Origin of the sequence: Amycolatopsis sacchari (assembly GCF_900114035.1) — a bacterium.
Lineage (GTDB): Bacteria > Actinomycetota > Actinomycetes > Mycobacteriales > Pseudonocardiaceae > Amycolatopsis_E > Amycolatopsis_E sacchari.
In genome coordinates this window covers 68421-94706 of sequence record NZ_FORP01000006.1, presented here as the reverse complement: position 1 = coordinate 94706, position 26286 = coordinate 68421, and the positions used below count along the sequence as shown (strand labels likewise).

The following is a 26286-nucleotide window of genomic DNA, read 5'->3' as shown; positions in this document are numbered from 1 at the left end:
CAAACTAGCCGGGCCCTAACGCACCGCTTCGAACTCCCCCAGGCGGGAGCGCAGCCCGGCCAGGCCCGCGACCGCGATCGGTGCCGGGGTGGTGCCGCTGTGCGCGGGCAGCACGTCGATCCAGCCGTCGTGCCTGCTGGTGTGCAGCAACGTCGTGGGGATGTGGTGCCCCGACCGGCCGCGCTCGGAGGGCACGAACTCCCAGTACCCGGACTCGCCGTCGGCGACCCACGGCACGTACTCCCAGCCCGGGCGCCGCGCCAGCAGCTGCGCCACGCGGTCCTCGACGCGGAACCCGTCCGCGCGGGTGGCGAGCCTGCCCTCGGCCAGCGCGCGCAGCCACCACGGACAGGGGATCTGCTCCCCGCTCGCGGACACCGCGCGGTAGAGGCTCAGCACCTCGCTCTCCGGGGCGCGGTGGATCCAGGCGCGGCGGATCTCCGCCGGTCTGGCCGCCATCGCGGCGTCACGGGGCAGCTCGATCGCGTGGGACCACTGCAGGCCGTCCAGCGGTTCGAGAAGCGGGGGGTGCGCGGCAGTGCGCGGAGCGGGAACGGGAATGGCGATCTCTCGTCCGATTTCCACCGTCAAGGGTCACCTCCATCGGGTTTCCTGACGTGGTGACACCCATATTCCCTGGTCAATCCCCCCATGTCTGCTTCCTGTGGCCCCCAACACAGATCATTAACGACGTCTTAACCTGATTCGGCTAACGGTCACCAGGGATTAATCGATGACCGGCCCCCCGGAATGGCGAAGGCCCGGGCCGCCCCCCGAATGGCGGCCCGGGCCTTTCTTCCCCTGTCCGGCTGGGCGCTCCCCGAATTTTTCAGCGCCTGTCCGCCGGAGTCCCCTGTGGGAGTTCCTACGCGTCGCGCCGCTTGGCGGTGCTGATCGCGATGATCAACAGGACGGCGGCCACCCCGGCGAAGTACACCAGCGCCCAGCCCTGGTCCAGCGGCGACGTCGACAGCGGTGCGCCCGCCGCCGCGTCCCGCCCGGCGTTGGCGCCGCCGCTGCCGGTGAGGAACTTGTTGGCCACGTTGAACGGCATCCACTCGTAGATGTCGTCGCCGATGCTGGGGATCAGCCGGACCAGGCTCTCCACCGCGAGCATGTAGATCAGCAGCAGCGCGATGGCACCGGCGCTGTGCCGCAGCAGGATGCCGACGGCGACCGCGATGACGGCGGCCAGCGCGTAGACCACGCCGACCCCGGCCACGTTGATCCAGTCGGCCCCGCTGTCGAGCGCCAGGTCCGCGTTAGGCTTGAGCACCGTGCCGATGGCCCACGAGCCGAACGCGCTGATCTCCCCGATGACCAGCGCGAGCAGCGCGACGACGGTCGTCTTGGCCAGCAGCGCCGACGCCCGGTGCGGCACGGCCTGGAAGGTGGTGCGGATGGTGCCGAAGCGGTACTCGGTGGTGACCGACAGCGCGGCCAGCACCATGATCACGGCCATCCCGAAGCTGTAGCCGAACTGGGTCGACGCGACGGTGGCCGGGAACTCGTCGCCGGAGTTGCCGACGACCAGCGCCGAGAACCCGATCGTGATCACGAGCGCGATCAGCGCGCACCACCACGGCGAGCGGGTGGTGAACAGCTTGATGCGTTCCACTGCGAGCAGAGTCATTGTTCTCGTCTCCCCTATTCGGCGCTCGTCCGGAGCACCTGCTGCGCTTCGGCCTCGAGGCCGGTGTGGTACTCCACCGAATCGCCGGTGATCTGCATGAACGCCTGCTCCAGCGAGCCCGTCTGCGGGCTCAGCTCGTGCAGCACGACGCCGTTCTCCGCGGCCAGCTCACCGATCTTGTCACTGTCCATTCCGGACACGAGCACGCCGCCGTCGTTGTCCGTGAGCGAGGCGCCCGCCCGTTCGAGCACGGGCCGCAGCCGATCGAGGTGCGGGCTGCGCACCTTCACCGTGTTGTCCGCGGCGCGGGCGACGAACTGCTGGGTGGTGCTCTGCGAGATGAGCCTGCCCTTGCCGATGACCACCAGGTTGCTCGCGGTCAGCGCCATCTCCGACAGCAGGTGGCTGGACACGAACACCGTCCGCCCCTCGTCGGCGAGGCGGTGCATGAACTTGCGGATCCAGAGGATGCCCTCCGGGTCCAGCCCGTTCACCGGCTCGTCGAACAGCAGCACCTCCGGGTCGCCGAGCAACGCCCCCGCGATGCCCAGCCGCTGCGACATGCCCAGCGAGAACCCGCCCGCCCGCTTGTTCGCGACGCTGGTGAGACCGACGATCTCCAGCACCTCGTCGACGCGGCGCATCGGGATCTTGTTCGACATCGCCATCCAGCGCAGGTGGGAGCGCGCCGAACGGTTCGGGTGCACCCACTTCGCGTCGAGCAGCGCGCCGACGGTGCGCAGCGGGAACTTGAGGTCGTGATAGCGCTTTCCGCCGATGGTGACGGAACCCGCGGTCGGGTTGTCGAGCCCGAGGATCATCCGCATGGTGGTGGATTTCCCGGCGCCGTTCGGGCCGAGGAAGCCGGTGACGCGGCCTGGTTCGACACTGAACGACAGGTTGTCCACGGCCAGCGTCTTGCCGTATCGCTTGGTGAGGCCTTGTGCCTCGATCATGACTGCTCCCCTGTGTCAGGCCTTCGATTGCCCCTCGTGCCACATCTTTTCGGATCGGGCGGTGCCGGCGCGTCATCCTGGAGGTCGAACTTCCACCCGACTGCGGTAGTAGCTTCCCCTGCCCGGCCCTCCCCCGCGATCGGGAATGACCCTGAGTGACCCCTGAGCTTTCGTCATCCGCGCCCTGAGATGTTCCGCAAATGCGCGGCGACGCCCTCCTTGCGGATGTTCCGGCCACATTCGGGGCACCAGACGCTGCTGGGGATCTCCGTGCTCCCGCCGCAGCGGCCACAAGCGACGTGCATGGCCTGGCCAGGGACCAAAGCGCGCTCGGGGACGCTCATTTCCGCACCGCAGTGCAGGCAGTCGAACACCTGGTGCAGCCAGGAGCCCCGCACGCGGGACAGATCAGAACCGGGTTCGTCAGCCCTGACCGGGCCGGATCAGGCCCGTCTCGTACGTGAGGACGACCGCCTGCACGCGGTCGCGCAGTCCGAGTTTCGCCAGAATGCGGCCGACGTGGGTTTTCACCGTCGCCTCGGAGAGGAACAGCTTTTCCGCGATTTCGACGTTCGACAGGCCTTTCCCGATCAACACGAGCACCTCGCGCTCCCGGTCGGTCAGCACGTCCAGCACCGATTCGTCCCGTGGCGCGCCCGCGCTGACGAACCGGTCCAGCAGGCGCCGGGTCACCGACGGCGAGACCACCGCGTCCCCGCTGGCCACGGCGTGCAGGGCGGACACCAGGTGCGCCGGCGGCGTGTCCTTCAGCAGGAACCCGCTCGCGCCGCCCTGCAGCGCCGCGTACACGTACTCGTCCAGGTCGAACGTCGTCATCACGAGCACGCGGGCGGTCCCGGCCGCGACGATCCGCTTCGTCGCCTCGACGCCGTCGAGCACGGGCATCCGCACGTCCATCAGCACGACGTCCGGCCGCAGTTCTTCGGCGAGCCGCACCGCCTCCGCGCCGTCACCGGCCTCCCCGACGAGCTCGATGCCCTCCTGCGCGCCGAGCACCATGCGGAACCCGGCCCGCATCAGCTCCTGGTCGTCGACCACCACCACCCTGATCACGGCGTCAACCTAACGGGCAGCGTCGCGTGCACCCGCCACCCACCGCCGGGCACCGGGCCGACCTCGAGCGAGCCCCCGTAGACGTGGGTCCGCTCGCGCATCCCGATCACCCCGTTGCCGCCCGGCAGCGGCCGTTCCGCGGGCACCAGCAGCCGGCCCGCCCCGTCGTCGGTGACCACGACCTCGACGACGTCCTCACCGCGTTCGACGCGCACGTGCGCCCGCGCCCCGCGCCCGGCGTGCTTGAGCGTGTTGGTCAGCGACTCCTGCACGATCCGGTACACCCCGAGCGAGACCCCGGCGGGCAGCCCGGTCAGCGTGCCCTCGATCTCCAGTCGCACCGGCACCCCCGCCTGCCGCACGCGTTCGGCCAGCTCGGCGAGCGACTCGGCGTCGGGCTGCGGGATGCGGGGCACGCCGGCGTCCTCGTCGCGCAGGACCTGCAGCAGCCTGCGCAGCTCGGCCAGCGCCTCCCGGCCGGTGGCCGAGATCGTCTGCACGGCGCGTTCCGCCAGCTCCGGGTTCGAGCGCAGCGCGTACGACGCGCCGTCCGCCTGCACGACGATCACGCTGACCGCGTGCGCCACCACGTCGTGCAGTTCACGCGCGATGCGCCCCCGCTCCACGGCGACGGCGATGCGGCTGGCGTGGTCGCGTTCGGTCTCCAGCAGGTGCAGCCGTGCCTCGACCTCCGCGTGGTACGCCCGCCGCGCGCCGACGAACTCGCCCATGAGCCAGCAGAACGAGAAGGCCACCGTGACCACGATCAGCGCGACCACCCACTGCGTCGACCAGGTCACCGCGGTCTGCACGACGATCGTGACCAGCTGCGCCGCGAGGTACCAGGCCCCCTGCCTGCGCCCGACGTAGACGACCAGCGTGTACAACGCGATCACGCTCGCGAACAGGCTGCCGAACCCCAGCTGGAGCACGCTGTGCGGGATGCTCACGGCCAGCACGACGTAGGCGGTGGTGAGCGGGGCTCGCCGCCGGAACGCCAGCGGCACGACCATCGCCAGGTCCAGCGGTACGGCGACGTACCACGGGTGGCCGTCCGGCTGCTGCTGGTTCGCGGCGATCACGAACACCAGCAGGTCCAGCAGTGCCAGCAGCGCGGCGAGGAGGCTGTCGCCCACCATCGGATGCGCGCGCATCCAGAGACTCAGTCGGCGCACGGGGTCCACGGTAGGCGCGGGCGGGCCGCACCCGCGTCAGCCGGCGGTAGCACCTTCGATGGGACTCCGGGACGATGCGTGGCAGTATCCGGTTCCGGAGAACTGCGGAGGGGGGCGCGTCGTGCCGGACCAGGGCCGTCTGGCTGGCCCGCTGTCGATGTCGGTGGCCGCGTTGTGCCGCCGGCTGCAGCCGCAGGTGTCCGCCCGCACCGCGGCCGGGTTCGCGGAGGTGGTCCGCAGGCTCGGTGCCCCGCTGCAGGTGGCGGTCGCCGGGCGCATCAAGTCCGGTAAGTCCACGCTGGTCAACGCCCTGATCGGGCGCCGGGTCGCGCCGACCGACGTCGGCGAGTGCACGCGGCTGGTCACCCGCTTCCAGTACGGCACGGTCGACCGGATCGAGGTGGTGTTCCGCAACGGCCGCAAGCAGGTGCTGCCCTTCGCGCCGGACGGCAGCATCCCCGCCGACCTCGGCCTCGACATCGCCGCCGTCTCGCACCTGGAGGCGTACCTGACGAGCGCGGTGCTGCAGGGCATGACCGTCATCGACACCCCGGGGCTCGGCTCGCTCGACGCGGCGTCGGTGTCGCGCACGGAGGAGCTGCTGGGCGCCGCGAAGCAGGACCAGGGCTCCGACGAGCTGGACGACACCTCGCGGAACGCGGTCGCCGGCGCCGAGGCCGTGCTGTACGTCGTGACACAGGGCGTGCGTGCCGACGACCACCAGGCGCTGGCGGCGTTCACGGCCGCCACGGCGAGCCGCGAGGCGGGGCCCGTCAACGCGATCGCCGTGCTGAACAAGGCGGACACGATCGCGCCGGAGTCCGTGGAGGGCGCGGGCGACGACGTGTGGAAGGCCGCCACGATCCTCGCCGAGAAGCAGGCCGCCCTGCTCAAACCCCGTGTCGCCGACGTGCTGCCGGTGATCGGTCTGCTCGCCGAGACGGCCGAGTCCGGGCAGTTCACCTCCGCCGACGCCGAGGCGCTGCGCAGGCTGGCGGCGCTGGACGAGGCGACGCTCGAAACCATGCTGATGGCGGCGGACATCTTCACCGGCTGGGAGTGCGACGTGCCCGCCGGCACGCGCCTGCGGCTGCTGGAGAAGCTCGACCTGCACGGCGTGCGCCGCGCGCTCGACGCGATCCGCGCCGACCCGGACATCCCGGCGGGGTCGCTGCGCCGCATCCTGCTCGACGCGTCGGGGCTCGCCGCGGTGCGGGCGAGGCTCAACGTCGTGTTCGCCGCCCGCGCCGACGGCATCAAGGCCGCCGCCGCGCTCGCCTCGGTGACCGCGCTCGCGCACGCGTCGGGTGATCCGGCGGAGCGGCAGCGCGTCCACGACGCGATCGAGGTCCTGCTCGCCCGGCCGGAGGCGCACCAGCTGCGGTTGCTGGAGGCGCTGACCCTGGTCGCGGGCGGGGCGGTGGACCTGCCCGAGGACCTGGCCGAGGAGGTGCTGCGGGTGGGCAGCAACGCCGACCTCGACGCCCAGCTGGGCCTGCCCGGCGGCACGAGGGCGGAGCTGGCGGCGCACGCGCTGGAGCGGGCGGGCTGGTGGCGTTCGTTCGCGTCCTTCGGCGCGACCCCGGCGCAGAGCCGCGTCGCCCACGTCGTGCACCGCGCGTACTTCCTGATCTGGCAACAGCTGCGCGAGAACCGGGGGTGAGTGCAGTGCCTTCGTGGTTTCGCCGGGAACCCGACCCGGACACCGAGGACCCGACCGGGCAGATCCCGGCCGAGCACATGGCGAAGTTAATCGAGGAGGCCGACGGAACCGGGGCGGGCGGCGGCGCGTCGAACGACGACGTGAACTCGCTGTTGGAGCGGGCGCTGGCCGACCGCCAGGCGCTCATTCAGCTGTGCCTCTACGCCCTCGACCGGGCGCGCAGCGGCGGCGTGGTCGAGCGCATCGAACAGGGCCTTGCCGGGATCGGCGTGACGGCGGTGCGCCCGGACGGGCAGCGGTTCGACCCGTCGCGGCACGAGGCGGGTGGCGCGGTGCTGACCGACGACCCGGCGCTGGACGGCGTGGTCGCCGAGACCGAGGTGGTCGGGTTCGCCGACCGCGACCAGCTGCTGCGGGCCCCGGTCGTCACGGTGTACACGAAGCGATGACGGTCACGAGCCTGCCCGCGCAGGTCAAGCAGGCGCGCGAAGCCCTGCTGGCGCTGCTGCGGGAGAACGACCCGCGTGCGGCGCAGTGGGTGGAGGACGTCCGCCGCGCCCGGCCGCGCAAACCGTCGGTCGTCGTGGTCGGCGAGACCAACCGGGGCAAGAGTTCGCTGGTCAACGCGTTGCTCGCGACGCCGGGGCTGTCCCCGGTCGACGCCGACGTGGCCACGGCGACGTACCTGGTGTTCGACCACGCGGAGGATTGGTCGGCGCAGGCGTGCTACCCCGGTCAGCTCGCGCCGGTGGGCATCCCGCTCGGCGAGCTGGTCCGGTGGGTCTCGGCCGCGCACGAGCTGCCCGAGGGCCAGCTCCCGCCCCGGTACGTCGAGGTCACGGGCCCGGTGCCGATCCTCGAACGGGTCTCCATTGTGGACACTCCCGGCGTCGGCGGGCTCGACGCCGCACACGGTGAACTGGCGATGGAGGCCGCTGCCGGGGCCACCGCGCTGCTGTTCGTGGTCGACGCGTCGGCCCCCTTCACCGCGGGCGAGCTGGACTTCCTGCGCCGGGCGGGTGACCGCGTCGAAACCGTCCTGTTCGCACTGTCCAAAACGGACCAGTTCCGCGGCTGGCGCGAGGTGCTCGAAGCCGACCGGAGGCTGCTGGCGGAGCACGCCCCGCGGTTCGCCGACAGCGCGTTCCACCCCGTGTCGGCACGCATGTTCGAGATGGCCGGCCGTGCGCCGAACGAGCAGGCGGCCGTGCTGCTGCGGGAGCAGTCGGGCGTCATCGCGTTGCAGACCGCCGTGCAGGAGCAGCTGCTCGGCCGGTCGGCGATGCTCGGCGAGGCCAACACGTTGCGCGCCCTCGCCACGGCACTGGGCGAGCAGCACGCGCGGCTGCAGGCGGAGCAGCGTGCGCTGTCCTCCGGCGAAGCCGAGGCCGAAGCCCTGCGCGAGCGCCGTGACCAGCTCGCGGTGGAACGGCGTTCCTCCACGCGGGGCTGGCAGCTTAAGCTGCGTGGCGAGATCCAGCGGGCGCGCGTCGACCTCGGGCACGAGTCGAGCAGGCAGATGCGGGACGCGCAGTCCTGGTTCCGCCAGCAGATCGAGGCGGCCAAGCGCGAGCAGCTGCAGGCGCTGCCGCAGCAGGTGGACGCGGCGCTGAGGATGATCTCGCAGCGGGTCTCGGCGACGCTGGCGTTCCGGCTCAACCGCGTCACCGACGTCGCGCTCGCCGACCTGTTCTCGCCCGAGGAGCTGGACGTCATCCGCGCCCAGTTCCTGCGTGCGGGCGGGCCGCAGGTGGTGCTGCGCCCGCCGGACAAGCGGCCGCCGACGCCGGAGGACAAGCTGCTGGTGTTCATGGGCGTCTCGGGTGGTGTCGGCGCCGGCAAGATCGCCGCGTTGCCGCTGGCCGGGGTGGCCCTGCTGAACCCGGTGGTGCTGCCCGCGACGATCGTCATCGGGCTCGGCGCGGGCTGGTGGATGGCGCGCACGCGCCGGCACGCCGCGGACAAGCAGCACATGAAGCAGTGGCTCGTGGAGTCGATCGCCGACGCGCGCTCGACGCTCGACCAGCTGGTCGCCGAGCAGCTCATCGAGGCCGAGCAGCAGCTGTCGCTCGCGCTCGACGACGCGCTGGGCAGGCGCATCGAAGCCATCGAGACCGAGCTGAAGGAAGTCGACAAGGCGATCAAGATGGACACCCAGGAACGGTCCCGCCGGCTCGCCGAGCTGAACCGGCGGATCCGCGAGACCGCGGAGGGCCGTGACCGGGCCGAACAGCTGTTGTCCCACATCCGCACCATCCGCGACCAGGGCTGATGCCGATCGGGTCTGGCTGGTTGTGCCGGGGAACCGAACCGGCATACGGTGAGTCCAAGTTCCCGAGATCAGTGACCTCGGAAGGGGAAGAGCGGGCCGTGTGGATCGATGAGACTGGTGGCGCCGACGCGACGAGCACCGCACCCGACGGCGAGCTGGAGATCTCCGTCGAGGGCCAGACGTACAGCGCGGATGAGAACTTCGACATCGACCACGACGGGCAGGACGACACGGTCCGCCTCGACAACGCCGACGGCACGATGACCGCGTACGTCGACACGGACGGCGACGGTCACGCCGACGAGTACCTGCACACCGACACCGAGGGCAACGTCGTCGAGGCCGCCCGCTTCGACTCCACCACGGGTGACTGGATCGCCTCCGGCGAGCCCGGCGGCACCGGTTCGGGCAGTGACGCCGGGCACCAGGGCGAGCTGACCGCGGACCTGGTGGACGGCACGGTGGAGCTCGGGCCCGCCACCGTCGACAGCGACAACGACGGCACGGCCGACACCGCGGTCGTCACCGACGCCGACGGCAACACCCGCCTGTTCACCGACACCGACGGTGACGGCAGTGCCGACGTGCAGACGGTCATCACCCCGGGCGGCGAGTCGCACACGTACGACCACAGCGGCACCGGCGAGTGGACCGAGGTGAACGGCGTCCGCGCCGACAGCGACGCGTTGTGGGGCACGCCGGGCCGGGACACCGTCGAAGGGGTCGCGCGCATCGACTCCGGCACCGGGCAGTGGATTTCGCAGAACTGAGGGGCCGGCACCCCAAGCCGGCTTCCCCGCGGGGGAGCCGGCTTTTTGCTGTCCGTTACGCGCGAATCGGGTATCGGCCAGATCACGGTGACGCCGGAAAAATTTCTCGGCTACGCCGTCTCAGCGATATCTGAATCGATTCCCTGATCGTTCTTGTGAGAGAACCGACAGCTCAGGGCTCGGTTACCGGCCTTCGCCTTGGCTACCCTCAAGGAATCCCATTTCCCAGCACACCGGTCGCCAGCCGGTGCGCGAAGCCATTCGGTCGCCGGCGATGGAGCCCGCATCCGGACAACCAGTCGCGTCCGGGTGCGGGCTCCTCCCGTCGAAGTCAGGAGAAGGAATGACTGCAGTAGCCATCCCGGGACTGGACAAGGCGCCGACCTCACACAGCGGAGTGCTCGCGTGGGTTCGTGAAGTCGCCGAGCTGACCACTCCTGACCGAGTGGTGTGGTGTGACGGCTCCGAGGAAGAGGCCGCGCGGATCAATTCCGAACTCGTCGACGCGGGCACGTTCGTGCCGCTGGAGGCGAAGCCGAACTCGTTCTGGGCCGCGTCGGACCCCAGCGACGTCGCGCGCGTGGAGGAGCGGACGTTCATCTGCTCCGAGCGCGAGGAGGACGCCGGGCCGACCAACAACTGGGTGCACCCGGACGAAATGCGCGCCACGATGACCGAGCTGTACCGGGGCTGCATGCGGGGCCGCACGATGTACGTGATCCCGTTCTGCATGGGCCCGCTCGGTGCGGACGACCCGAAGCTGGGCATCGAGATCACCGACTTCGCCTACGTCGTCGCGTCGATGCGCGTGATGACGCGGATGGGCAAGGCGGCGCTGGAGAAGTTCGTGACCGAGGACGGCACCGAGCGCCCGTTCGTGCCCGCGCTGCACTCGGTGGGCAAGCCGCTGGAGCCGGGTGAGCAGGACGTGCCCTGGCCCTGCAACGACACGAAGTACATCTCGCACTTCCCGGAGACGCGTGAGATCTGGAGCTACGGCTCGGGCTACGGCGGGAACTCCTTGCTGGGCAAGAAGTGCTACTCGCTGCGCATCGGTTCGGTGATCGCCCGCGACGAGGGCTGGCTGGCCGAGCACATGCTGATCCTCAAGCTGATCTCGCCGGAGGACAAGGCGTACTACATCGCCGCGGCGTTCCCCAGTGCGTGCGGCAAGACCAACCTCGCGATGCTGCAGCCGACGATCCCGGGCTGGCGCGCGGAAACCCTCGGCGACGACATCGCGTGGATGCGCTTCGGCGAGGACGGCCGGCTGTACGCGGTGAACCCGGAGTTCGGCTTCTTCGGCGTCGCGCCGGGCACCGACTGGCACACCAACCCGAACGCCATGCGCACCATCGAGCAGGGCAACACGGTGTTCACCAACGTCGCGCTGACCGACGACGGTGACGTGTGGTGGGAGGGCATGGACTCCAAGCCCGAGCACCTGACGTCGTGGAAGAAGCAGGACTGGACGCCGGAGTCGAGCGAGCCCGCCGCGCACCCGAACTCGCGCTACTGCACGCCGATGTCGCAGTGCCCGATCCTCGCGCCCGAGTGGGACGACCCGAAGGGCGTGCCGATCTCGGCGATCCTGTTCGGCGGCCGCCGCGCCACCACGGTGCCGCTGGTGAACGAGGCGCGTGACTGGCAGCACGGCGTGTTCATGGGCGCCACGATGTCGTCGGAGAAGACGGCCGCCGCGGCGGGCAAGGTCGGCGAGGTGCGCCGCGACCCGATGGCGATGCTGCCGTTCCTCGGCTACCACGCCGGTGACTACTTCAAGCACTGGATCGAGCTCGGCAAGTCGGCCGACGGCACGAAGCTGCCGAAGATCTTCTACGTCAACTGGTTCCGTCGCGGCGACGACAAGCGGTTCCTGTGGCCGGGCTTCGGCGAGAACTCGCGCGTGCTCAAGTGGATCGTCGAGCGCATCGAGGGCAAGGCGAACGCCGTCGAGACGCCGATCGGTCTCGTGCCGCGGGCCGAGGACCTCGACACCGAGGGCCTGAAGGAGCCGCTGGCCGACATCCAGGCGGCGCTGGACGTCGACGCCGACGAGTGGCGCCAGGAGATTCCGCTGATCGAGGAGTGGTTCGCCAAGATCGGCGACAGGGTCCCGTCCAACCTGCGGGATGAGCTGGAGTTGCTCAGGCAGCGGCTCGGCTGAGGTATGCCGGAGGCAGCCGGTTTTCCCTTGACAGAAGGGAAAACCGGCTGCTTCTGTGAGTGGCGTGTTCCGGTTCGGGGTCAACATGATGGCGCCCGGCGAGCGCGCCGGGTGGGTGGACAAGTGCCGCAGGGCCGAGGACCTGGGGTACGACGTGGTGTGCGTGGCCGATCACCTCGGCATGCCGGCGCCGTTCCCGGCGCTGGTGCTCGCGGCGGAGGTCACCGAGCGCCCGAAACTGTGCCCGTTCGTGCTGAACGCGGCGTTCTACAACCCCGTGCTGCTGGCCCGCGAGATCACGACGGTGCGGGACTTCCTGGGCGGGCGGCTGGAGCTGGGGCTGGGCGCGGGCTACGCGAAGCCGGAGTTCGACGAGGCCGGTATCCCGTGGGAGAGCGGCGGCAGGCGGATCGACCGGATGGTGGCCGCGCTCGACGCGCTCGGTGCGCCCGGCTGCCCGCTGCTCATCGGCGGCTGGGGCGACCGCATGCTCCGGCTGGCGGCCGAGCGGGCCGACATCGTCGCCTTCACCGGCGCGGGCGCGCAGCCGGACGGGAGTTTGTCGACGCTGGCGGGGGCGCCGGCGTTCCGCGAGCGCGTCGAGTTCGTGCGTGCCGCGCTGGGCGAGCGCGAAGCCGAGCTGAACGTCCTGATCCAGTTCGTCGACGTGACGGCCGACCGCCGCGGCTCGCTGGAACGGTTGCGGCCGTACGCGCCGGAGCTGTCGGCCGAGGAACTGGGCGAGCTGCCGACGCTGCTCGTCGGCACGGCGGAGCAGATCGCCGAGCAACTGCGCGAGCAGCGCGAAAAGCTGGGCCTGACCTACATCAGCGTCATGGAACGCGACTTCGAGACCTTCGCCCCGGTGATCGAACTGCTCCGCTAAGCCGGGACGGCGCCACGCAGGGCCTCGAGCGGCAGGCCGACCGCGTCGGCCACCGCGACGACCGTGAAGAACGCCGGCGTCGGGATGCGGCCCGTCTCGATCTTCCGCAGCGTTTCCACCGAGATCCCGGCCTCCGCGGCCACCTCGACCATGCTGCGCGAGCCCCGCGCCTCCCGGAGGACGGCACCCAGCCGCTCACCACGGGCACGCTCGGCTTCGGTCAGCGGGACACGCACCATGTCCCCAGTCTATCCGCCAAATCCTCCACAACCTGTGGACAACTCTGTGCACAGGTTGTGGGCAAAACGAAGGCCCCGCCGCGCGACCGCGCGACGGGGCCTTCGAACTGCGGGGACTCAGGCGCCGGGCGGCACCGGCAGCGGCATCCCCGGCAGGGTCTGGTCGTTCGGCACGATGCCGTCCACCAGGTAGTCCTCCACAACCTTGTCCACCGCCGCGTTGCCGCCGGCGTAGATGCCGTGGTCGCCCTCACCGGTCACGGTGATCATCCGCGAGCCCTGGAACGCCCGGTGCGCGCGCTGCGCCCCTTCGATCGGCGTCGCCGGGTCGTGGGTGGACTGGACCATCAGCACCGGGGCCACACCCTTGCCGTTGAGCACGGGCAGCGGCACCGGCTGGTTGCGCCAGAAGATGCACGGCTGGATCAGCCAGCCCCAGCCGAGCAGCGGGTACTGCGGGCCGAGCTGGTCGGACTGCCGGATCGCGGTCTGGCGGTTGCCGAACCACGGGCCCTCGTTGCACGGGATCGTCCAGAAGCTCGCGTCGTAGGCGTCGTCGTAGTCGGTCGGCACGACGAGCGGCTGCGGGCCGAGCGCCTTGTCCTCCGCGTGCTCCGCCTTGACCTCGCGCTTCGCCGCGACCTGCTGGTCGGCGGGTGCGTTCTGCGTCAGCGTCCGGACGTTGACCAGGTACTCGGCCAGCGACGGGAACGAGCGCTTGCTGTAGATGTTCGACGCGATGTAGGAGTCCAGCTCGTTGGCCGACAGCGGCGCGCCGTCGACGTCCACGGGCTGCTTCGCCAGCGCGGCGCGGACCTGCTCGTACGTCTGCCGAGCGGCCTCACCCGTGGTGCCGAAGTGGTACAGCTTGTCGTACTTCGCCATCCACGGCAGGAAGTCCTCGCGCCACCGGCGCTCGAAGCCCAGCGGCTGCCAGTCGAACGACTTCTGCCACGTGGTGGTGAACTCGGTGTTCGAGTCCAGCACGAAGTGCTCGGCGCGGTTCGGGAACGCCTGCGCGTAGTGCGCGCCCAGCCACGTGCCCGCCGAGTAGCCCACCCAGTTGACCTTCTGCCTGCCCAGCAGCACGCGCAGCAGGTCCAGGTCGTGCACGGTCTGGTCGGTGTTGATGAACGGGCCCAGCTCGCCCGACTTGACCTGGCACGAGTCCGCCGCGTACTTCGTCGCGTCGAGGATCAGGTTCAGGTTCGGCCTGCTGCGGTCACGCGGGTCGAGCGTGTTGCCCGTGCCGATCGCGCCACCGCATGTGATGTTCGTGCTCTTGCCCGTGCCGCGCACGTCGAACCCGACGATCTCCTGGTGTGCGCGCAGCTTCGCCTGGTTGCGCAGCCGGGCGGGGAAGATCCGGCCGGGCGCGCCCGGCCCGCCCGGGTTGACCAGGACGCTCGCGGTCGCATCGCCGGTCGCCTTGAGCCTGCTGACGGCGATCGTCAGGTCGACGTTCGCGCCGGGGTGGTACCAGTCGCGCGGGGTGCGGTAGGTCGCGCACTCGATACCCTCCGCACCCGCGGGCGGCGTCTGGCCGGACAGCTCGTCCGAGGTGCAGGTGTGCCAGCTCAGCGTCTGGCTCGCGTACTTGGCGGGAATGCCCGTGGAGTTCAACGGCAGTGCCGGGGCCGCCGCGGCGACCGTGCTGGCCGCCAGCAGGGCGCCGGCCAGTGCCGGGATCACCACCGCGTAGCGCTTCGACTTCATGCTTCGCCCCTTCGGTTCAGCGGTCGCACCTTCCTATCCGCCGAGGGCGATCCGGGCAACCCTCCTTAGTCGGGCGTTCCCTGCCCGAATCGATATCGCGGGTGGTCGTGACGGAGCCGGGAGGCAGGACATAAGGTGCTGCTCGGTCGTCCGAACGTGCTAGCGAGGTCCGATGTCTGGCAAAGCCGCCGGGAAGGTCACGGGGCTGCAGTTCCGCCCGTGGAACCTGTTCCTGCTGATCCCGTTGTTGATGTTGGTCACCCCGTGGTTCAACTTCGACAGGCCGAGGTTGTTCGGGCTGCCGTTCTTCTACTGGTTCCAGTTCGTCTACGTGATCATCGGGGTCGCCTCGGTGGCCGTGGTCTACCTGACCACGAAGGACACGCCCGTCGTGAAGGGCAAGCCGGACCGGCTCGCCGTCGACGAGCTGGACGAGGGGGAGCAGCGATGACGCCGGGCAACGGCCTGCAGTGGACCGAGCTGAGCATCTTCGTGGTGCTCTTCCTGTTCGTCACGGTCCTGGGGTTCGTGGCGGCCCGCTGGAAGGCGGCGGCCTCGCTCGACCACCTCGACGAATGGGGACTGGGCGGCCGCAAGTTCGGCGGCTGGATCACGTGGTTCCTCGTCGGCGGTGACCTCTACACCGCGTACACGTTCGTCGCCGTGCCGGCGCTCGTGTTCGGTGCCGGAGCGCTCGGCTTTTACGCCCTGCCGTACACGGTGATCCTGTACCCGATCGTCTTCCTGCCCGCGCTGCGCATGTGGTCGGTGTCCCGCTCCCGCGGTTACGTGACGCCGGCGGACTTCGTGCGCGGCCGGTACGGCTCGCCGACGCTGGCGCTGCTGATCGCGATCACCGGCATCGTCGCGACGATGCCCTACATCGCGCTGCAGCTGGTGGGCCTGGAGGCGGTGCTGCGCACGATGGGCCTCAACGGCTCGGGCATCGTCGGGCACCTGCCGCTGCTGATCGCGTTCGTCATCCTGGCGCTCTACACCTACCAGTCCGGGCTGCGCGCGCCCGCGTTGATCGCGTTCGTCAAGGACGGGCTGATCTACGTCGTCATCCTGGTCGCGGTGTTCTACCTGCCCGCGAAGCTCGGCGGCTGGTCGCACATCATCGACACCTCGGCGGCGACGTTCGCGCAGAAGAAGTCCGGTTCGGTGCTGCTGACCGGCACCAACCAGCTGCAGTACATCACCCTGGCGCTGGGTTCGGCGCTGGCGCTGTTCCTCTACCCGCACTCGCTCACGGGCGTGCTCGCCTCGCGCGGCCGCAACGTGATCAAGCGGAACATGATGGCGCTGCCCGCGTACTCGTTCCTGCTGGGCCTGCTCGCGCTGCTCGGCTACGTCGCCATCACGGCGGGCGTCAAGCCGATCACCAACGCGGCCACCGGCAGGCCGGACTCGAACACCGTCATCCCGGTGCTGTTCGACATCCAGTTCCCGGCCTGGTTCGCGGGCATCGCGTTCGCGGCCATCGGGATCGGCGCGCTCGTGCCGGCGGCGATCATGTCGATCGCGGCGGCGAACCTGTGGACCCGCAACATCTACAAGGAGTACCTGAAGCGGGACGCGACGCCGAAGCAGGAGGCGAACCAGGCGAAGCTGGCCTCGCTGGTGGTGAAGTTCGGCGCGGTCGCGTTCATCCTGTTCATCGACCCGCAGTTCTCCATCGACCTGCAGCTGATCGGCGGCGTGCTGATCCTGCAGACGCTGCCCGCGGTGGCGATCGCGCTGTACACGCGCTGGCTGCACCGCTGGGGGCTCATCGCGGGCTGGGCCGTCGGCATGGCGTGGGGCCTGATCATGCTCTACAACATCCCGAACCCGGCCAACGGCAAGGCGCACTTCGGTGGCTCGGCGATGCCGCTGGGCAAGCTGTCGATCTTCGGCTGGCACCCCTTCGACGGCGTGGCGACGCAGATCTACCCGGGTTTCGTGGCGCTGGTGGCGAACCTCGTGGTCGCGGTCGTCGTCACGGTGATCGCCCGGCAGCTGAAGATCTTCAACGGCACGGACGACACCGAGGGCACCGACTACCACGCCGACGAGCACGACGAGGACCTCCGGCCGATCGGGGCGCACTGACGTGCCCGTCAGCCGCTTCCCGGTGGTCGAGCTGGAGGACCTGCCCGGCGACCTCCGCGATCGCGTCGGCGCGATCGCGGAGAAGTCGGGGTTCCTGCCGAACATCTTCCGGGCGCTCGGCCACCGTCCGGCGGAGCTGCGGGCGTTCCTCGACTACCACGACGCGCTGATGGACCGCTCCGAAGGCCTGAGCAAGGCCGAGCGGGAGCTGGTCGTGGTCGCCACCTCGGGCGCCAACCACTGCACGTACTGCGTGGTGGCGCACGGGGCGATCCTGCGGATCCGGGCGAAGGACCCGGAGCTGGCGGACCGCGTGTCGAGCAACCCGTGGCAGGTGGAGCTGGACCGGCGGGGGCGGGCGATCGTCGAGCTCGCCCTCGCGCTGGCCCGCGATTCGCACCTGTTCGGCGAGCGGCACGTCGAGGCGGCACGCGAGGCGGGCCTGACCGAGGACGAGATCTGGGACATCGGCGCGATCACGGCGTTGTTCGCGATGTCCAACCGGCTGGCCCACTTCACCGCGCTCCGGCCGAACCCGGAGTTCTACGGGATGGGCCGGTAGTTCCCCACTCCAGCCGCCAGGTCTCGCCGACCAGGTCCGCGCCGAAGCTGTGGTGCGGTTCCCGGCCGACGACCTGGAACCCCGCGCTGGCGTAGATGCGGCGGGCCGCGGTGAGCACGTCGTTGGTCCACAGCTCCATCGCGGTGTAGCCCTGAGCCTTGGCGAACGCGAGGCACTCGTCGACGAGCCGTTTGCCGAGGCCCTGCCCGCGCGCACCCGGCTCGACGAGCAGCAGCCGCAGCTTGGCGGTGCGCTCGTCAGAACCGCGGACGCAGAACACGCAACCCGCGCGTTCCCCGCCGACCTCGGCGATCCACGCCGCTTCCTTCGCGGGCACGTGGTTCTCGACGTAGTCGGCCACGATCCGGGCGGTGAGCGCTTCGAACGTGGCGTCCCACCCGTACTCCTGCGCGTACAACGCGCCGTGCCGCGCCACGACCCAGCCGAAGTCGCCCGGCCGGGGCGGGCGCAGCACGACGGTGGCGTCACGGGGCCGGTCGCCGACGAGCTCGGTGATCACCCGCATGGAGCGCAGGAGCCGCTGCTGGTCCTCGTCGGTGAACCGGCCGAGGAGCTTGCCGATCTGTTCGATGGTGCGCTGTTCGAGCGAATGCTGGGCTTCCCGGCCGGCTTCGGTGAGCCGGATGAGCTGGCGCCGGGCGTCGGTTTCCGAGCGTTCCCGGACCAGCAGACCGCGGCTCTCCAGGCGGCCGAGCAGGCGGCTGGCGTACCCGGCGTCGAGATCGAGCCGGCGGCGCAGCTCCGCCACTTCCGTGACGCCCTGCTGCTCCAGCTCGTAGAGCACGCGGGCCTCGCTGAGCGAGTGCTCCGTGCCGACGAGCCCTTCGTCGAGGACGCCGATGACGCCGGTGTAGAGCCGGTTGAACGCGCGGACGCGGGAGACCCGGTCGAGCAGCTGGCGATCGTTCATTTGCTCACCTCAACCACTTCGTTGACTGCGTCAAAGAATAACGCGCGCGTCAACCGGGTTCAGGCAATGGAAAACCCCGTGATGCTGCCAGGTCGGGGGTCCGCCAGCATCACGGGGTCGTAAGGGGTATCGCCGACTCTTCCGGTGGCGTTACACCCGGGCTCGTTTGTGTTCCAGCTCACTTCTTACCGCATGTGCGACTGGTGCGCCTGCGCGATCGCCATCAGCTCCTGGCGCACGGTCGGGCTGGCGGCGGTCTCGATGGCACGGTTCACCGCGCGACGGGTCCGGGCCTGCGCGCGGCGGGCACGAAGCTTGGCGGCGAAGTTGCTCATGGGTTCTCGCATCCCCTCAGGTGGAGTCTCTCGTGGTGACTCCTCCAGTATGCACCTTTTTTCACAAGCTTGCCAACGATCCTCCGGTGACTTGGCGCACTCGCCGACGAATCATCGGCAGAGAAGGCGTATCGCGGACGATCGCGATCTCTAGCTGAAAAGCTAGAAAGCGTTAGAAGCCCCGATCAGTCCTCGCGGCGGCTGAGCAGGTAGTGCCCGAAGTGCGGCACCGTGAAGGCGATGAGCCCCCGCTCGGCGGAGTACACGAGCCCCTTCTTCATCAGGCTGTCGCGCGCCGGGGACAACGACGACGGCTTCCGGCCCAGGTAGACGGCGATGTCGGAGGTACCGGCACCCTCGTCGCGGCCCTGCGTCAGCTCCGCCATCGCCAGCAGGTACTCACGCTCGGCGGGCGTCGCGCGCTCGTAGCGCGAACCGAAGAAGCCCACGGCCAGCTCCTGCTCCGCCTCCGGGGCGGCGACCTGCACGTCCTTCACGGTGATCGGATCGGCGGGCGCGGCGTCCCAGGCCGCCTTCGCGTACGCCTGGATGAAGTACGGGTAGCCGCCCGAGGCGTCGAACAGCGCGTCCAGCGCCTCCGGTTCGATTCCGGCTTCCTCGCGCTCGATGGGCGCCATCACCGCCCGGTCGGCGTCGTCGCGGTCGAGCCGGTCGATCCGCGCGTACCGGAACAACCGCTCGGAGTAGGACTTCGACGCCGACAGGACCGCGGGCACGTGCGGCAGCCCGGCGCCGACCACGACGAGCGGCGCACCCGACTGCGAAAGCTCGTGGCAGGCCGCGCACAACGCCGACACGTCCGGTGCCTTGAGGTCCTGCATCTCGTCGATCAGGATCACCGCGCCCGTGCCCACGTCCGCGGCCAACTCGGCGACGTCGGTGAACAGCTCGACGAGGTCGATCTCGATGTCGCCGGAATCCGCCCGCCCCTGCGCGGCGGGCACGTCGATGCCCGGCTGCCACCGGTCACGCAGCTTCGCGTCGGGCTTGCTCGCCTTCAGCGCGAACGCCTTGAGCACGCCCAGCACCTCGTCGACGCGGTCCGGCGCGCGGTGCCGCACCGCGAGATCCCGGATCGCGCGGTGCAACGCCGCCGAGAGTGGCCGCCGCAGCTCCGCGTCCGGGCGGGCCTCGATCTTGCCCGCGCCCCAGCCGTGTTTGACCGCCATCGACCGCAGCTCGCCCAGCAGCACGGTCTTGCCGACACCACGCAGCCCGGTCAGGATCAGGCTCCGCTCCGGCCGCCCCCGCGCCACGCGTTGCAGCACCACCTCGAACGCGGACAGCTCGCGTTCCCGTCCGGCCAGTTCCGGCGGCCGTTGCCCGGCACCCGGCGCGAAGGGGTTGCGGATGGGGTCCATCCCTACGACGGTATCGGGGTTTCTAGTGCTGCTCTGATATTTGCCGAGAGACCGCTATCGGCGTGTCGCTACGGCTTTCTAGCGCTTTCTAGTGTTGAGCCAATAAAGCTGTAGAGCTTTGAAGAGGGGGCTAGTGGGTACTTCGGCGGCATCCGGAAGGCAACCTAGGAAGGCGACGACCGTGATCCTGCGTCGACTGGCCCGCCCCATGCTGGCGTCCATCTTCATCTACGGCGGCATCAACGCGCTGCGTCAGGCCGAAGGGCACGCCGAGGTGGCGAAACCCCTGATCGACAAGACGGTCGGGCAACAGCAGGACAAGCTGCCCGACCAGGTGCCCACCGACCCGGTGAGCCTCGTCAAGATCGACGCGGGCGTGAAGATCGCCGCCGGCACGGCGCTCGCCTTCGGCAAGTTCCCGCGCCTGTCCTCGCTCGCGCTGGTGGGCAGCCTCGTGCCGACCACCGTGGCGGGGCACGCGTTCTGGGAGGCCAAGGACGCCGACAAGCAGGAGCAGATCATCCACTTCCTGAAGAACCTCGCCCTCGTCGGCGGGCTGCTCATCGCGGCGGCCGACACCGAGGGCAAGCCGTCCGTCGGCTGGCGCACGCGCCGCGCCGCCGCGAAGGCCTCCAAGCAGGTGGCCAGCACGGCGGGCGCGGCGAAGGACCTGCTGCCCGGCTGAGGCGTTACTTCTCCAGGATGGCCGTGATCCCCTGGCCACCGGCGGCGCAGATCGAGATCAGCCCGCGGCCGGAGCCCTTCTCGTGCAGGAGCTTCGCCAGCGTGGCGACGATGCGCCCGCCGGTGGCCGCGAAGGGGTGGCCCGCCGCGAGCGACGACCCGTTGACGTTGAGCTTCGCGCGGTCGATCGAGCCCAGCGGCTCGTCCAGGCCCAGCTTCTCCTTGGCGAAGCCCGGGTCCTCCCACGCCTTCAACGTCGCCAGCACCTGGGAGGCGAACGCCTCGTGGATCTCGTAGAAGTCGAAGTCCTGCAACGAGAGCCCGGCCTTGGCGAGCATCCGCGGCACGGCGTACGCGGGAGCCATCAGCAGGCCCTCGCGGCCGTGCACGTAGTCCACCGCCGCGGTTTCGGCGAACGTCAGGTACGCCAGCACCGGCAGCTTGTGCGCCTTCGCCCACTCCTCGCTCGCGAGCAGCACGGTGGACGCGCCGTCGGTGAGCGGGGTGGAGTTGCCCGCGGTCATCGTCCCGTCCGGCCCGCCGAACACCGGCTTGAGCTTGGCGAGCTTCTCCGCCGTCGAGTCCGGGCGCAGGTTCTGGTCGCGTGTGAGCCTGAGGAACGGCGTCATCAGGTCGTCGAAGAAGCCGCGGTCGTACGCGGCGGCCAGGCGCTGGTGGCTCGTCGCGGCCAGCTCGTCCTGGGCCTCGCGCGTGATGCCCCACTCCTTCGCGGTCAGCGCCGCGTGCTCGCCCATCGACAGCCCGGTGCGCGGCTCGGCGTTGCGCGGGATCTCGGGCACGATCTGGCCCGGGCGCAGCTTCGTCAGCAGCCGCAGCCGCTCGCCGAGGGACTTCGCCGAGTTGAGCCGGACGAGGATGCGGCGCAGGTCGTCGTTCACCGCGAGCGGCGCGTCGGACGTGGTGTCCACGCCACCGGCGATCGCCGAGTCGAGCTGGCCGAGCGCGATCTTGTTGGCGACGTTGACGATCGCCTGCAGGCCGGTGCCGCACGCCATCTGCACGTCGGAGGCCGGTGTCTCGGGCGAGAGCTTGCTGCCGAGCACGGCTTCGCGCGCCAGGTTGAAGTCCCGAGCGTGCTTGAGCACCGCGCCGGCGGCGACCTCGCCGATGCGTTCGCCCTGCAGGGAGAACCGGCTGACGAGCCCGTCGATCGCGGCGGTGAGCATGTCCTGGTTGGACGCGCTCGCGTAGGGGCCGTTCGAGCGCGCGAACGGGATGCGGTTGCCGCCGAGGATCGCGACCTTGCGGACGTCCATGACTTGCCTCCTGGTGGATCGCTGGGAACAGTGTAACCTACTCGCGAGTAGGTTGCGTGCGAAGCAAGGAGGGGTCCCGATGGCCGACCGCTACCAGCAGTTCACCAAGACGCCCGTCGGCAGGTTCCTGGTGCCGAAGCTCGGTCTGCCCAACCCCGCCACGCTGCGCCGCTACCGGCCGGGGCAGCCTCCGCTCGATGGTCCCGCACTCCTCGGCGCCGCGCCCGGTGGACGGCTGGAGAAGACCGTCCGCACGCAGCTGTCCGGTGCCGGGATCGAGGTGCTCACCGCCCCGGTCGAGGACCGGCGGTACGGCGCGCTCGTCTTCGACGCCACCGGCATCACCGACCCCGCGCAGCTGCGCGAGCTGTACCTGTTCTTCCACCCGGTCATCCGCAAGGTCGGCGCGTGCGGCCGGGTCGTCGTGCTCGGCACGCCGCCCGAGCTGGCCGAAGGCCGTGAGCGGATCGCGCAGCGCGCGCTGGAGGGCTTCACGCGCTCGGTCGGCAAGGAGCTGAAGCGGGGCGCGACGGTGCAGCTCGTGTACGTCGCGCCGGGGGCCGAGGAGGCCGCGGAGTCGACGCTGCGCTTCCTGCTGTCGGCGAAGTCGGCGTTCGTGGACGGCCAGGTCGTCCGCGTCGGCACCGAAGGGATTCCGGCCGTGCCGACGCCGGAGAACTGGGAGAAGCCGCTCGCCGGCAAGGTCGCGCTCGTGACCGGTGCCTCCCGTGGCATCGGCGAGGCGATCGCCGAGGTGTTCGCGCGGGACGGCGCGCACGTCGTCGCGCTGGACATCCCCGCCCAGGGTGCGGACCTGTCGAAGGTCGCGAACCGCATCGGCGGCTCGGCGCTGCAGCTCGACATCACCGCGGCCGACGCACCGGAGAAGCTCGCGAACCACCTCAAGGAACGGCACGACGGGGTGGACATCGTCGTGCACAACGCCGGCATCACCCGCGACAAGACGCTCGGCAACCTCACCGAGGGCGCGTGGGACGCCGTGCTCACCGTCAACCTCGCCGCGCAGCTCGCCGTCAACGACAAGCTGCTCGCGGACAAGGTGCTCCGCCCGAACGGGCGCATCATCGGCGTTTCGTCGATGGCGGGCATCGCGGGCAACGTCGGGCAGACGAACTACGCCACCAGCAAGGCGGGCGTGATCGGCATGGTCAACGACGCCGCGCCGAAGCTCGCCGAGTACGGCGGCACGATCAACGCCGTCGCCCCGGGCTTCATCGAGACGCAGATGACGGCGGCGATCCCGCTGGTGATCCGCGAGGCGGGGCGGCGGTTGTCGAGCCTCGGTCAGGGCGGGCTGCCGGTGGACGTCGCGGAAACCATCGCCTGGTACGCGAATCCCGCGTCCGCCGCGGTGAACGGCAACGTGGTCCGCGTGTGCGGCCAGGCGCTGCTGGGGGCGTGATGGTGGAGGAACTGAAGGCCGCGCCGCGACTGGCGCCGCTCTACGCGAAGGCGTTGTTGCCGTCCCGTGGCGGCGACACGCTGCCCGATGCCGAATACGTGCGCCGGGACGTGGAATTCGATCCACGGCACGTCGCCGCCTACGACCAGGTGTGTGGATTCCGCTTCGGTGACGAACTTCCCGCGACGTACCCGCACATGCTCGCGTTCCCGCTGCAGATGGCGTTGATGACGCGGCCGGACTTCCCGTTCCCGCTGCTGGGCATGGTGCACGTGGCGAACCGGATCACGCAGCACCGGCCGGTGCGGCTGGGCGACACCGTGTCCGTGCGGGTGTGGGCGGAGAACCTGCGCCCGCACGAAAAGGGCCGCCAGTTCGACGTGCTGAGCGAGGTGTCCACTTCGGACAGTGTGGTGTGGACGGAGGTGAGCACGTACCTGCGTCGTGGCGGTGGCGGCGAGAAGTCCGCGCCGGGCAAGCAGCTCGCGGCGCCGTCGCCGAACGCGATCTGGCGTGTGCCGAGCGACATCGGCCGCCGGTACGCGGAGGTGTCGGGCGACCGCAACCCGATCCACCTGCACCCGTTGACCGCGAAGCTGTTCGGCTTCCCGTCGGCGATCGCGCACGGCATGTGGACGAAGGCGCGGGTGCTCGCCGCGTTCGAAGGCCGTCTGCCCGACGCCTACACGGTGGACGTGCGGTTCAAGCTTCCCGTGCTGCTTCCGGCGAAGGTGGCCTTTACGTCGTGGCAAACCGAGACGGGCTGGGCGTTCGAGCTGTGGAACGCGCGGAAACCCAAGCCGCACCTGGAAGGCACGATCAGTCCGCCGGGCGCCACACCCGCCCCTCGACGAGATCGTTGAACCCGAGCCACACGAGGTTCATCAGCCACGACGCGAGCACGCCGTCGGAGACGTCGGAGTGGTCGAGCCACCAGTCGGCGAGCGATTCGGCCGCGCCGACGAGCGACGCGGCGAGCGCGGGCCCGGAGAACTCGGCGACCTGGCCGAGGCCCTTCTTGGTGCCCGCGTTGACGACGAGCGCGGCGACGATGTCGATCGCCTTGCTGCGCAACAGGTTCACCTCGTCCGCGAACTGCCCGCCGGTGGTGAGCGCGTGGCGGTGCAGCACCGTCCAGGAGTCGCGGTACTCGGCGACGAAGCGGTAGAACGCGCGCAGGCCGTGCCACAGCTGCATGTCCGGCGGCAGTTCCGGGCGCACGCCCTCGCGCACGGCCTCCAGCAGCCTGGTGGACTCGCGCTGGACGCACTTGGCGAACAGGTCCTCCTTCGCGCCGAGGTAGGAGTAGATCATCGGCTTGGAGACGCCGGCGACCTCGGAGATCTCGTCCATCGACGCGGAGTGGTAGCCGTGGCGGGAGAACACCTGCACGGCGGCGTCGAAGATCTGCCGTTCCCGCACGGCCCTCGGCAGGCGCCGGGACCGGGGCGGCGGGGCTTTCACGTCGTCGGTCACAGCAAGACGCTACCCTTTTCCACCGGTACGATCATCGGGTGTCTTCCGAAGTGATCGACGCACTGGCGCGGCGACTCGACCTCGCGAAGCTCGATGCCGGGCAGTTCATCCGGCTGCTGGAAACCCTGCACATGCTCGGCGTCGCGGGCGCGGGCGTGGAAATGCGCGAGATGTCCACGGAAACACTGGTCGACGTCGTGGCCAGGGCGTCGAAGGAACAGTTGCGCGCGGTGGCCGAGCACCCGGAACTGCGCAGGGTGTTCCTGGAGGAGATCTTCCGCCGCATGTCGCGGCATTTCCTGCCCGAAAAGGCACGCTATTCGTCGGTGGTGGTGAACTGGCGGTTCTCCGGCGGTGAAGGGGACGGCGGGTACGACCGCTTCCAGACCGTGATCGAGGACGGGCGGTGTGTCTCCGGCGCCGATCTCGGCCGCGAGCCGGACACCACGATCACGCTGGCCGCCGACGACTTCTTCCGCATCGCCACGGGAAACGCGGCGGTGGCGGCGATGTTCGTGACGGGCAAGGTCCGCGTCAAGGGCGAGTACGCCCCCGCCGTGCGGCTGTCCGGCTACTTCGACATCCCTAGCGCCCCTCGATGACCGGGTGCGCGCGGTCGTCGGGCACGACCTCGCTGTCCACCACGATCACGCTCGGCGGCGTCCGCCTCTCGACGCGGCGCAGCCACGCGCGCCGGACCACGCCACGGGTCGGGGGCAGCAGCAGGAGCAGGCCCGCGAGGTCGCTGAGGAACCCGGGCACGAGGATGAGCACCCCGCCGAGCGCGACGAGCATCCCGTCGGTCACCTCGGCCTGCGGTGAACGCCCGGCCCGCGCGGCGTCGAGGAACGCGCGGGCGGCCCGCGCCCCCTCCCGGCGGGCGAGCCAGGACCCGAGCACGGCGCCGGCCAGCAGCAACCCGAGCGTGCCGAACACCCCGACGACGGAACCGACCGCCCAGACCGCGGCCACCTCGGCGACCACGTAGAGCAGGAACACGACAGCCATACCGGTTCAACGGACGGGCAGGTCCGTTTGCTCCCCGCAGCGGATGATCAACTCGGCGAGCGCCGCGGGCTGGGACAGGAACGGGTGGTGCCCGGCCGCCAGCTCCACCACCTCGCTGGCCCGGCGTGCCTGGGCGCGTTGCAGCGCCGGAGGTGTCGCGCGGTCCTCGGCGCACACGACGTACGTCGAGGGCAGCGTCCGCCAACCCACGGAGTGCGGCGACTGCCCGAAGACCACCGAAGACTGCGCTGTCAGCCGTGCCTCCGCTCCGGCAGGAAGGAGTCGATGAAGATCAGCCGCCGTGCCGGAGGAGCCGCGGCCTCGGTGATCACCATGCCGCCGTAGGAGTGTCCGCACAGCAGTGCGGGCTCGTCCGAGGCCTCGAGCGCGGCCCGGACCGCAGCGGCGTCGTCGTGCAGGTCACCGCCCCCGCCGCAGCTCGGCAGTTCCACCGCCACGCTGTCGATCCCCGCCTCCGCGAGCAGTGGAGCCAGCCGGCTCCACCACCACGCGCCGTCGCGGACGAGGGCGCCGTGCACGAACACCAGTCGCATATGAGTAGG

28 protein-coding genes are annotated in these 26286 nt (G+C 70.4%); 13 read left to right on the top strand and 15 right to left on the bottom strand.

Going from position 1 to position 26286, the window contains the following annotated elements:
• Positions 1 to 15 precede the first annotated feature (15 nt).
• The 5 genes from BMZ92_RS12585 to BMZ92_RS12565 all read right to left on the bottom strand — a co-directional run bounded on the left by BMZ92_RS12585 (position 16) and on the right by BMZ92_RS12565 (position 4802).
• A complete protein-coding gene (locus BMZ92_RS12585) occupies positions 16 to 591 on the bottom strand; it encodes a hypothetical protein (protein WP_091506486.1) in 576 nt (191 codons plus the stop codon).
• Between the two features lie 274 nt (positions 592 to 865).
• Positions 866 to 1633 carry an ABC transporter permease gene (locus BMZ92_RS12580; RefSeq protein WP_143249855.1) on the bottom strand — a complete coding sequence of 256 codons (768 nt, stop codon included), beginning with the start codon at positions 1631 to 1633 and terminating at the stop codon, positions 866 to 868.
• 14 nt (positions 1634 to 1647) lie between these two features.
• On the bottom strand, positions 1648 to 2589 hold the full coding sequence (locus tag BMZ92_RS12575; RefSeq protein WP_091506483.1) for an ABC transporter ATP-binding protein: 942 nt from the start codon (positions 2587 to 2589) through the stop codon (positions 1648 to 1650).
• 423 nt (positions 2590 to 3012) lie between these two features.
• The gene (locus tag BMZ92_RS12570) at positions 3013 to 3663 is read right to left on the bottom strand and encodes a response regulator (RefSeq protein ID WP_091506481.1); all 651 of its coding nucleotides are present in this window, start codon (positions 3661 to 3663) and stop codon (positions 3013 to 3015) included.
• Positions 3660 to 4802 carry a sensor histidine kinase gene (locus BMZ92_RS12565; RefSeq protein ID WP_091506479.1) on the bottom strand — a complete coding sequence of 381 codons (1143 nt, stop codon included), beginning with the start codon at positions 4800 to 4802 and terminating at the stop codon, positions 3660 to 3662. Before BMZ92_RS12565 ends, BMZ92_RS12570 begins: the two co-directional genes overlap by 4 nt.
• Positions 4803 to 4995: 193 nt before the next feature.
• On the opposite strand from BMZ92_RS12565, the gene BMZ92_RS12560 reads away from it, so the two are divergent.
• The 6 genes from BMZ92_RS12560 to BMZ92_RS12535 all read left to right on the top strand — a co-directional run bounded on the left by BMZ92_RS12560 (position 4996) and on the right by BMZ92_RS12535 (position 12596).
• A complete protein-coding gene (locus tag BMZ92_RS12560; protein WP_245783041.1) occupies positions 4996 to 6501 on the top strand; it encodes a dynamin family protein in 1506 nt (501 codons plus the stop codon).
• Entirely contained in the window at positions 6498 to 6950 is a 453-nt protein-coding gene (locus BMZ92_RS12555) for a nucleotide exchange factor GrpE (RefSeq protein WP_177228658.1), read from the top strand. The genes BMZ92_RS12560 and BMZ92_RS12555 overlap by 4 nt, the downstream gene beginning before the upstream one ends.
• Positions 6947 to 8773 (top strand): dynamin family protein, encoded by a 1827-nt coding sequence (locus BMZ92_RS12550; RefSeq protein WP_091506474.1) that lies wholly within the window; start codon positions 6947 to 6949, stop codon positions 8771 to 8773. The genes BMZ92_RS12555 and BMZ92_RS12550 overlap by 4 nt, the downstream gene beginning before the upstream one ends.
• Positions 8774 to 8871: 98 nt before the next feature.
• Positions 8872 to 9543: a DUF6802 family protein gene (locus BMZ92_RS12545; protein WP_091507051.1), complete on the top strand. Its 672-nt coding sequence runs from the start codon at positions 8872 to 8874 to the stop codon at positions 9541 to 9543.
• Between the two features lie 343 nt (positions 9544 to 9886).
• A complete protein-coding gene (locus BMZ92_RS12540) occupies positions 9887 to 11710 on the top strand; it encodes a phosphoenolpyruvate carboxykinase (GTP) (RefSeq protein ID WP_091506472.1) in 1824 nt (607 codons plus the stop codon).
• Positions 11711 to 11774: 64 nt separating this feature from the next.
• Positions 11775 to 12596 (top strand): TIGR03621 family F420-dependent LLM class oxidoreductase, encoded by an 822-nt coding sequence (locus tag BMZ92_RS12535; RefSeq protein ID WP_091506470.1) that lies wholly within the window; start codon positions 11775 to 11777, stop codon positions 12594 to 12596.
• On the opposite strand, the gene BMZ92_RS12530 is transcribed toward BMZ92_RS12535, so the two are convergent.
• Together BMZ92_RS12530 and BMZ92_RS12525 are read right to left on the bottom strand one after the other, a co-directional pair.
• Positions 12593 to 12835, bottom strand: coding sequence for a helix-turn-helix domain-containing protein (locus BMZ92_RS12530; RefSeq protein ID WP_091506467.1), 243 nt, complete (start codon positions 12833 to 12835; stop codon positions 12593 to 12595). The genes BMZ92_RS12535 and BMZ92_RS12530 overlap by 4 nt on opposite strands.
• A 117-nt stretch (positions 12836 to 12952) precedes the next feature.
• Positions 12953 to 14551, bottom strand: coding sequence for an alpha/beta hydrolase (locus BMZ92_RS12525; protein WP_091506465.1), 1599 nt, complete (start codon positions 14549 to 14551; stop codon positions 12953 to 12955).
• Positions 14552 to 14723: 172 nt separating this feature from the next.
• Between BMZ92_RS12525 and BMZ92_RS12520 the strand changes: the two genes are divergently transcribed.
• Genes BMZ92_RS12520 through BMZ92_RS12510 form a run of 3 tightly spaced genes read left to right on the top strand, consistent with a single transcriptional unit; the run spans position 14724 to position 17207 of the window.
• A complete protein-coding gene (locus BMZ92_RS12520) occupies positions 14724 to 15002 on the top strand; it encodes a DUF3311 domain-containing protein (protein ID WP_091506463.1) in 279 nt (92 codons plus the stop codon).
• Complete coding sequence (gene mctP, locus BMZ92_RS12515) at positions 14999 to 16645, top strand: monocarboxylate uptake permease MctP (RefSeq protein ID WP_091506460.1); 1647 nt, start codon at positions 14999 to 15001, stop codon at positions 16643 to 16645. The genes BMZ92_RS12520 and mctP overlap by 4 nt, the downstream gene beginning before the upstream one ends.
• A gap of 1 nt (position 16646) precedes the next feature.
• Complete coding sequence (locus BMZ92_RS12510) at positions 16647 to 17207, top strand: peroxidase-related enzyme (RefSeq protein ID WP_091506458.1); 561 nt, start codon at positions 16647 to 16649, stop codon at positions 17205 to 17207.
• On the opposite strand, the gene BMZ92_RS12505 is transcribed toward BMZ92_RS12510, so the two are convergent.
• The 3 genes from BMZ92_RS12505 to BMZ92_RS12500 all read right to left on the bottom strand — a co-directional run bounded on the left by BMZ92_RS12505 (position 17161) and on the right by BMZ92_RS12500 (position 19855).
• Positions 17161 to 18138: a bifunctional helix-turn-helix transcriptional regulator/GNAT family N-acetyltransferase gene (locus BMZ92_RS12505; protein ID WP_091506455.1), complete on the bottom strand. Its 978-nt coding sequence runs from the start codon at positions 18136 to 18138 to the stop codon at positions 17161 to 17163. The two genes, BMZ92_RS12510 and BMZ92_RS12505, sit on opposite strands and share 47 nt — an antisense overlap.
• A 185-nt stretch (positions 18139 to 18323) precedes the next feature.
• Complete coding sequence (locus tag BMZ92_RS37350; RefSeq protein WP_177228657.1) at positions 18324 to 18473, bottom strand: hypothetical protein; 150 nt, start codon at positions 18471 to 18473, stop codon at positions 18324 to 18326.
• Positions 18474 to 18658: 185 nt separating this feature from the next.
• Complete coding sequence (locus BMZ92_RS12500) at positions 18659 to 19855, bottom strand: ATP-binding protein (protein ID WP_091506452.1); 1197 nt, start codon at positions 19853 to 19855, stop codon at positions 18659 to 18661.
• A gap of 181 nt (positions 19856 to 20036) precedes the next feature.
• Here BMZ92_RS12500 and BMZ92_RS12495 point away from each other — a divergent pair, with 181 nt between their 5' ends.
• Positions 20037 to 20540 (top strand): DoxX family protein, encoded by a 504-nt coding sequence (locus tag BMZ92_RS12495; protein WP_245783027.1) that lies wholly within the window; start codon positions 20037 to 20039, stop codon positions 20538 to 20540.
• 4 nt (positions 20541 to 20544) lie between these two features.
• On the opposite strand, the gene BMZ92_RS12490 is transcribed toward BMZ92_RS12495, so the two are convergent.
• Entirely contained in the window at positions 20545 to 21816 is a 1272-nt protein-coding gene (locus tag BMZ92_RS12490; protein ID WP_091506450.1) for an acetyl-CoA C-acetyltransferase, read from the bottom strand.
• Positions 21817 to 21895: 79 nt separating this feature from the next.
• Here BMZ92_RS12490 and BMZ92_RS12485 point away from each other — a divergent pair, with 79 nt between their 5' ends.
• Together BMZ92_RS12485 and BMZ92_RS12480 are read left to right on the top strand one after the other, a co-directional pair.
• On the top strand, positions 21896 to 23239 hold the full coding sequence (locus tag BMZ92_RS12485; protein WP_091506447.1) for a 3-oxoacyl-ACP reductase: 1344 nt from the start codon (positions 21896 to 21898) through the stop codon (positions 23237 to 23239).
• Entirely contained in the window at positions 23239 to 24102 is an 864-nt protein-coding gene (locus BMZ92_RS12480; RefSeq protein WP_091506444.1) for a MaoC/PaaZ C-terminal domain-containing protein, read from the top strand. The genes BMZ92_RS12485 and BMZ92_RS12480 overlap by 1 nt, the downstream gene beginning before the upstream one ends.
• Here the strand turns inward: BMZ92_RS12480 and BMZ92_RS12475 are convergent.
• Positions 24059 to 24715, bottom strand: coding sequence for a TetR/AcrR family transcriptional regulator (locus BMZ92_RS12475; protein ID WP_091506442.1), 657 nt, complete (start codon positions 24713 to 24715; stop codon positions 24059 to 24061). The genes BMZ92_RS12480 and BMZ92_RS12475 overlap by 44 nt on opposite strands.
• 50 nt (positions 24716 to 24765) lie before the next feature.
• On the opposite strand from BMZ92_RS12475, the gene BMZ92_RS12470 reads away from it, so the two are divergent.
• Complete coding sequence (locus BMZ92_RS12470; protein WP_425425805.1) at positions 24766 to 25317, top strand: SCP2 sterol-binding domain-containing protein; 552 nt, start codon at positions 24766 to 24768, stop codon at positions 25315 to 25317.
• Here the strand turns inward: BMZ92_RS12470 and BMZ92_RS12465 are convergent.
• Genes BMZ92_RS12465 through BMZ92_RS38665 form a run of 3 tightly spaced genes read right to left on the bottom strand, consistent with a single transcriptional unit; the run spans position 25301 to position 26277 of the window.
• Positions 25301 to 25723: an FxsA family protein gene (locus BMZ92_RS12465; protein ID WP_091506439.1), complete on the bottom strand. Its 423-nt coding sequence runs from the start codon at positions 25721 to 25723 to the stop codon at positions 25301 to 25303. The genes BMZ92_RS12470 and BMZ92_RS12465 overlap by 17 nt on opposite strands.
• A gap of 6 nt (positions 25724 to 25729) precedes the next feature.
• A complete protein-coding gene (locus BMZ92_RS38670) occupies positions 25730 to 25960 on the bottom strand; it encodes an alpha/beta fold hydrolase (protein WP_342743487.1) in 231 nt (76 codons plus the stop codon).
• 14 nt (positions 25961 to 25974) lie between these two features.
• On the bottom strand, positions 25975 to 26277 hold the full coding sequence (locus BMZ92_RS38665) for an alpha/beta fold hydrolase (protein WP_342743486.1): 303 nt from the start codon (positions 26275 to 26277) through the stop codon (positions 25975 to 25977).
• Between the last annotated feature and the right edge of the window lie 9 nt (positions 26278 to 26286).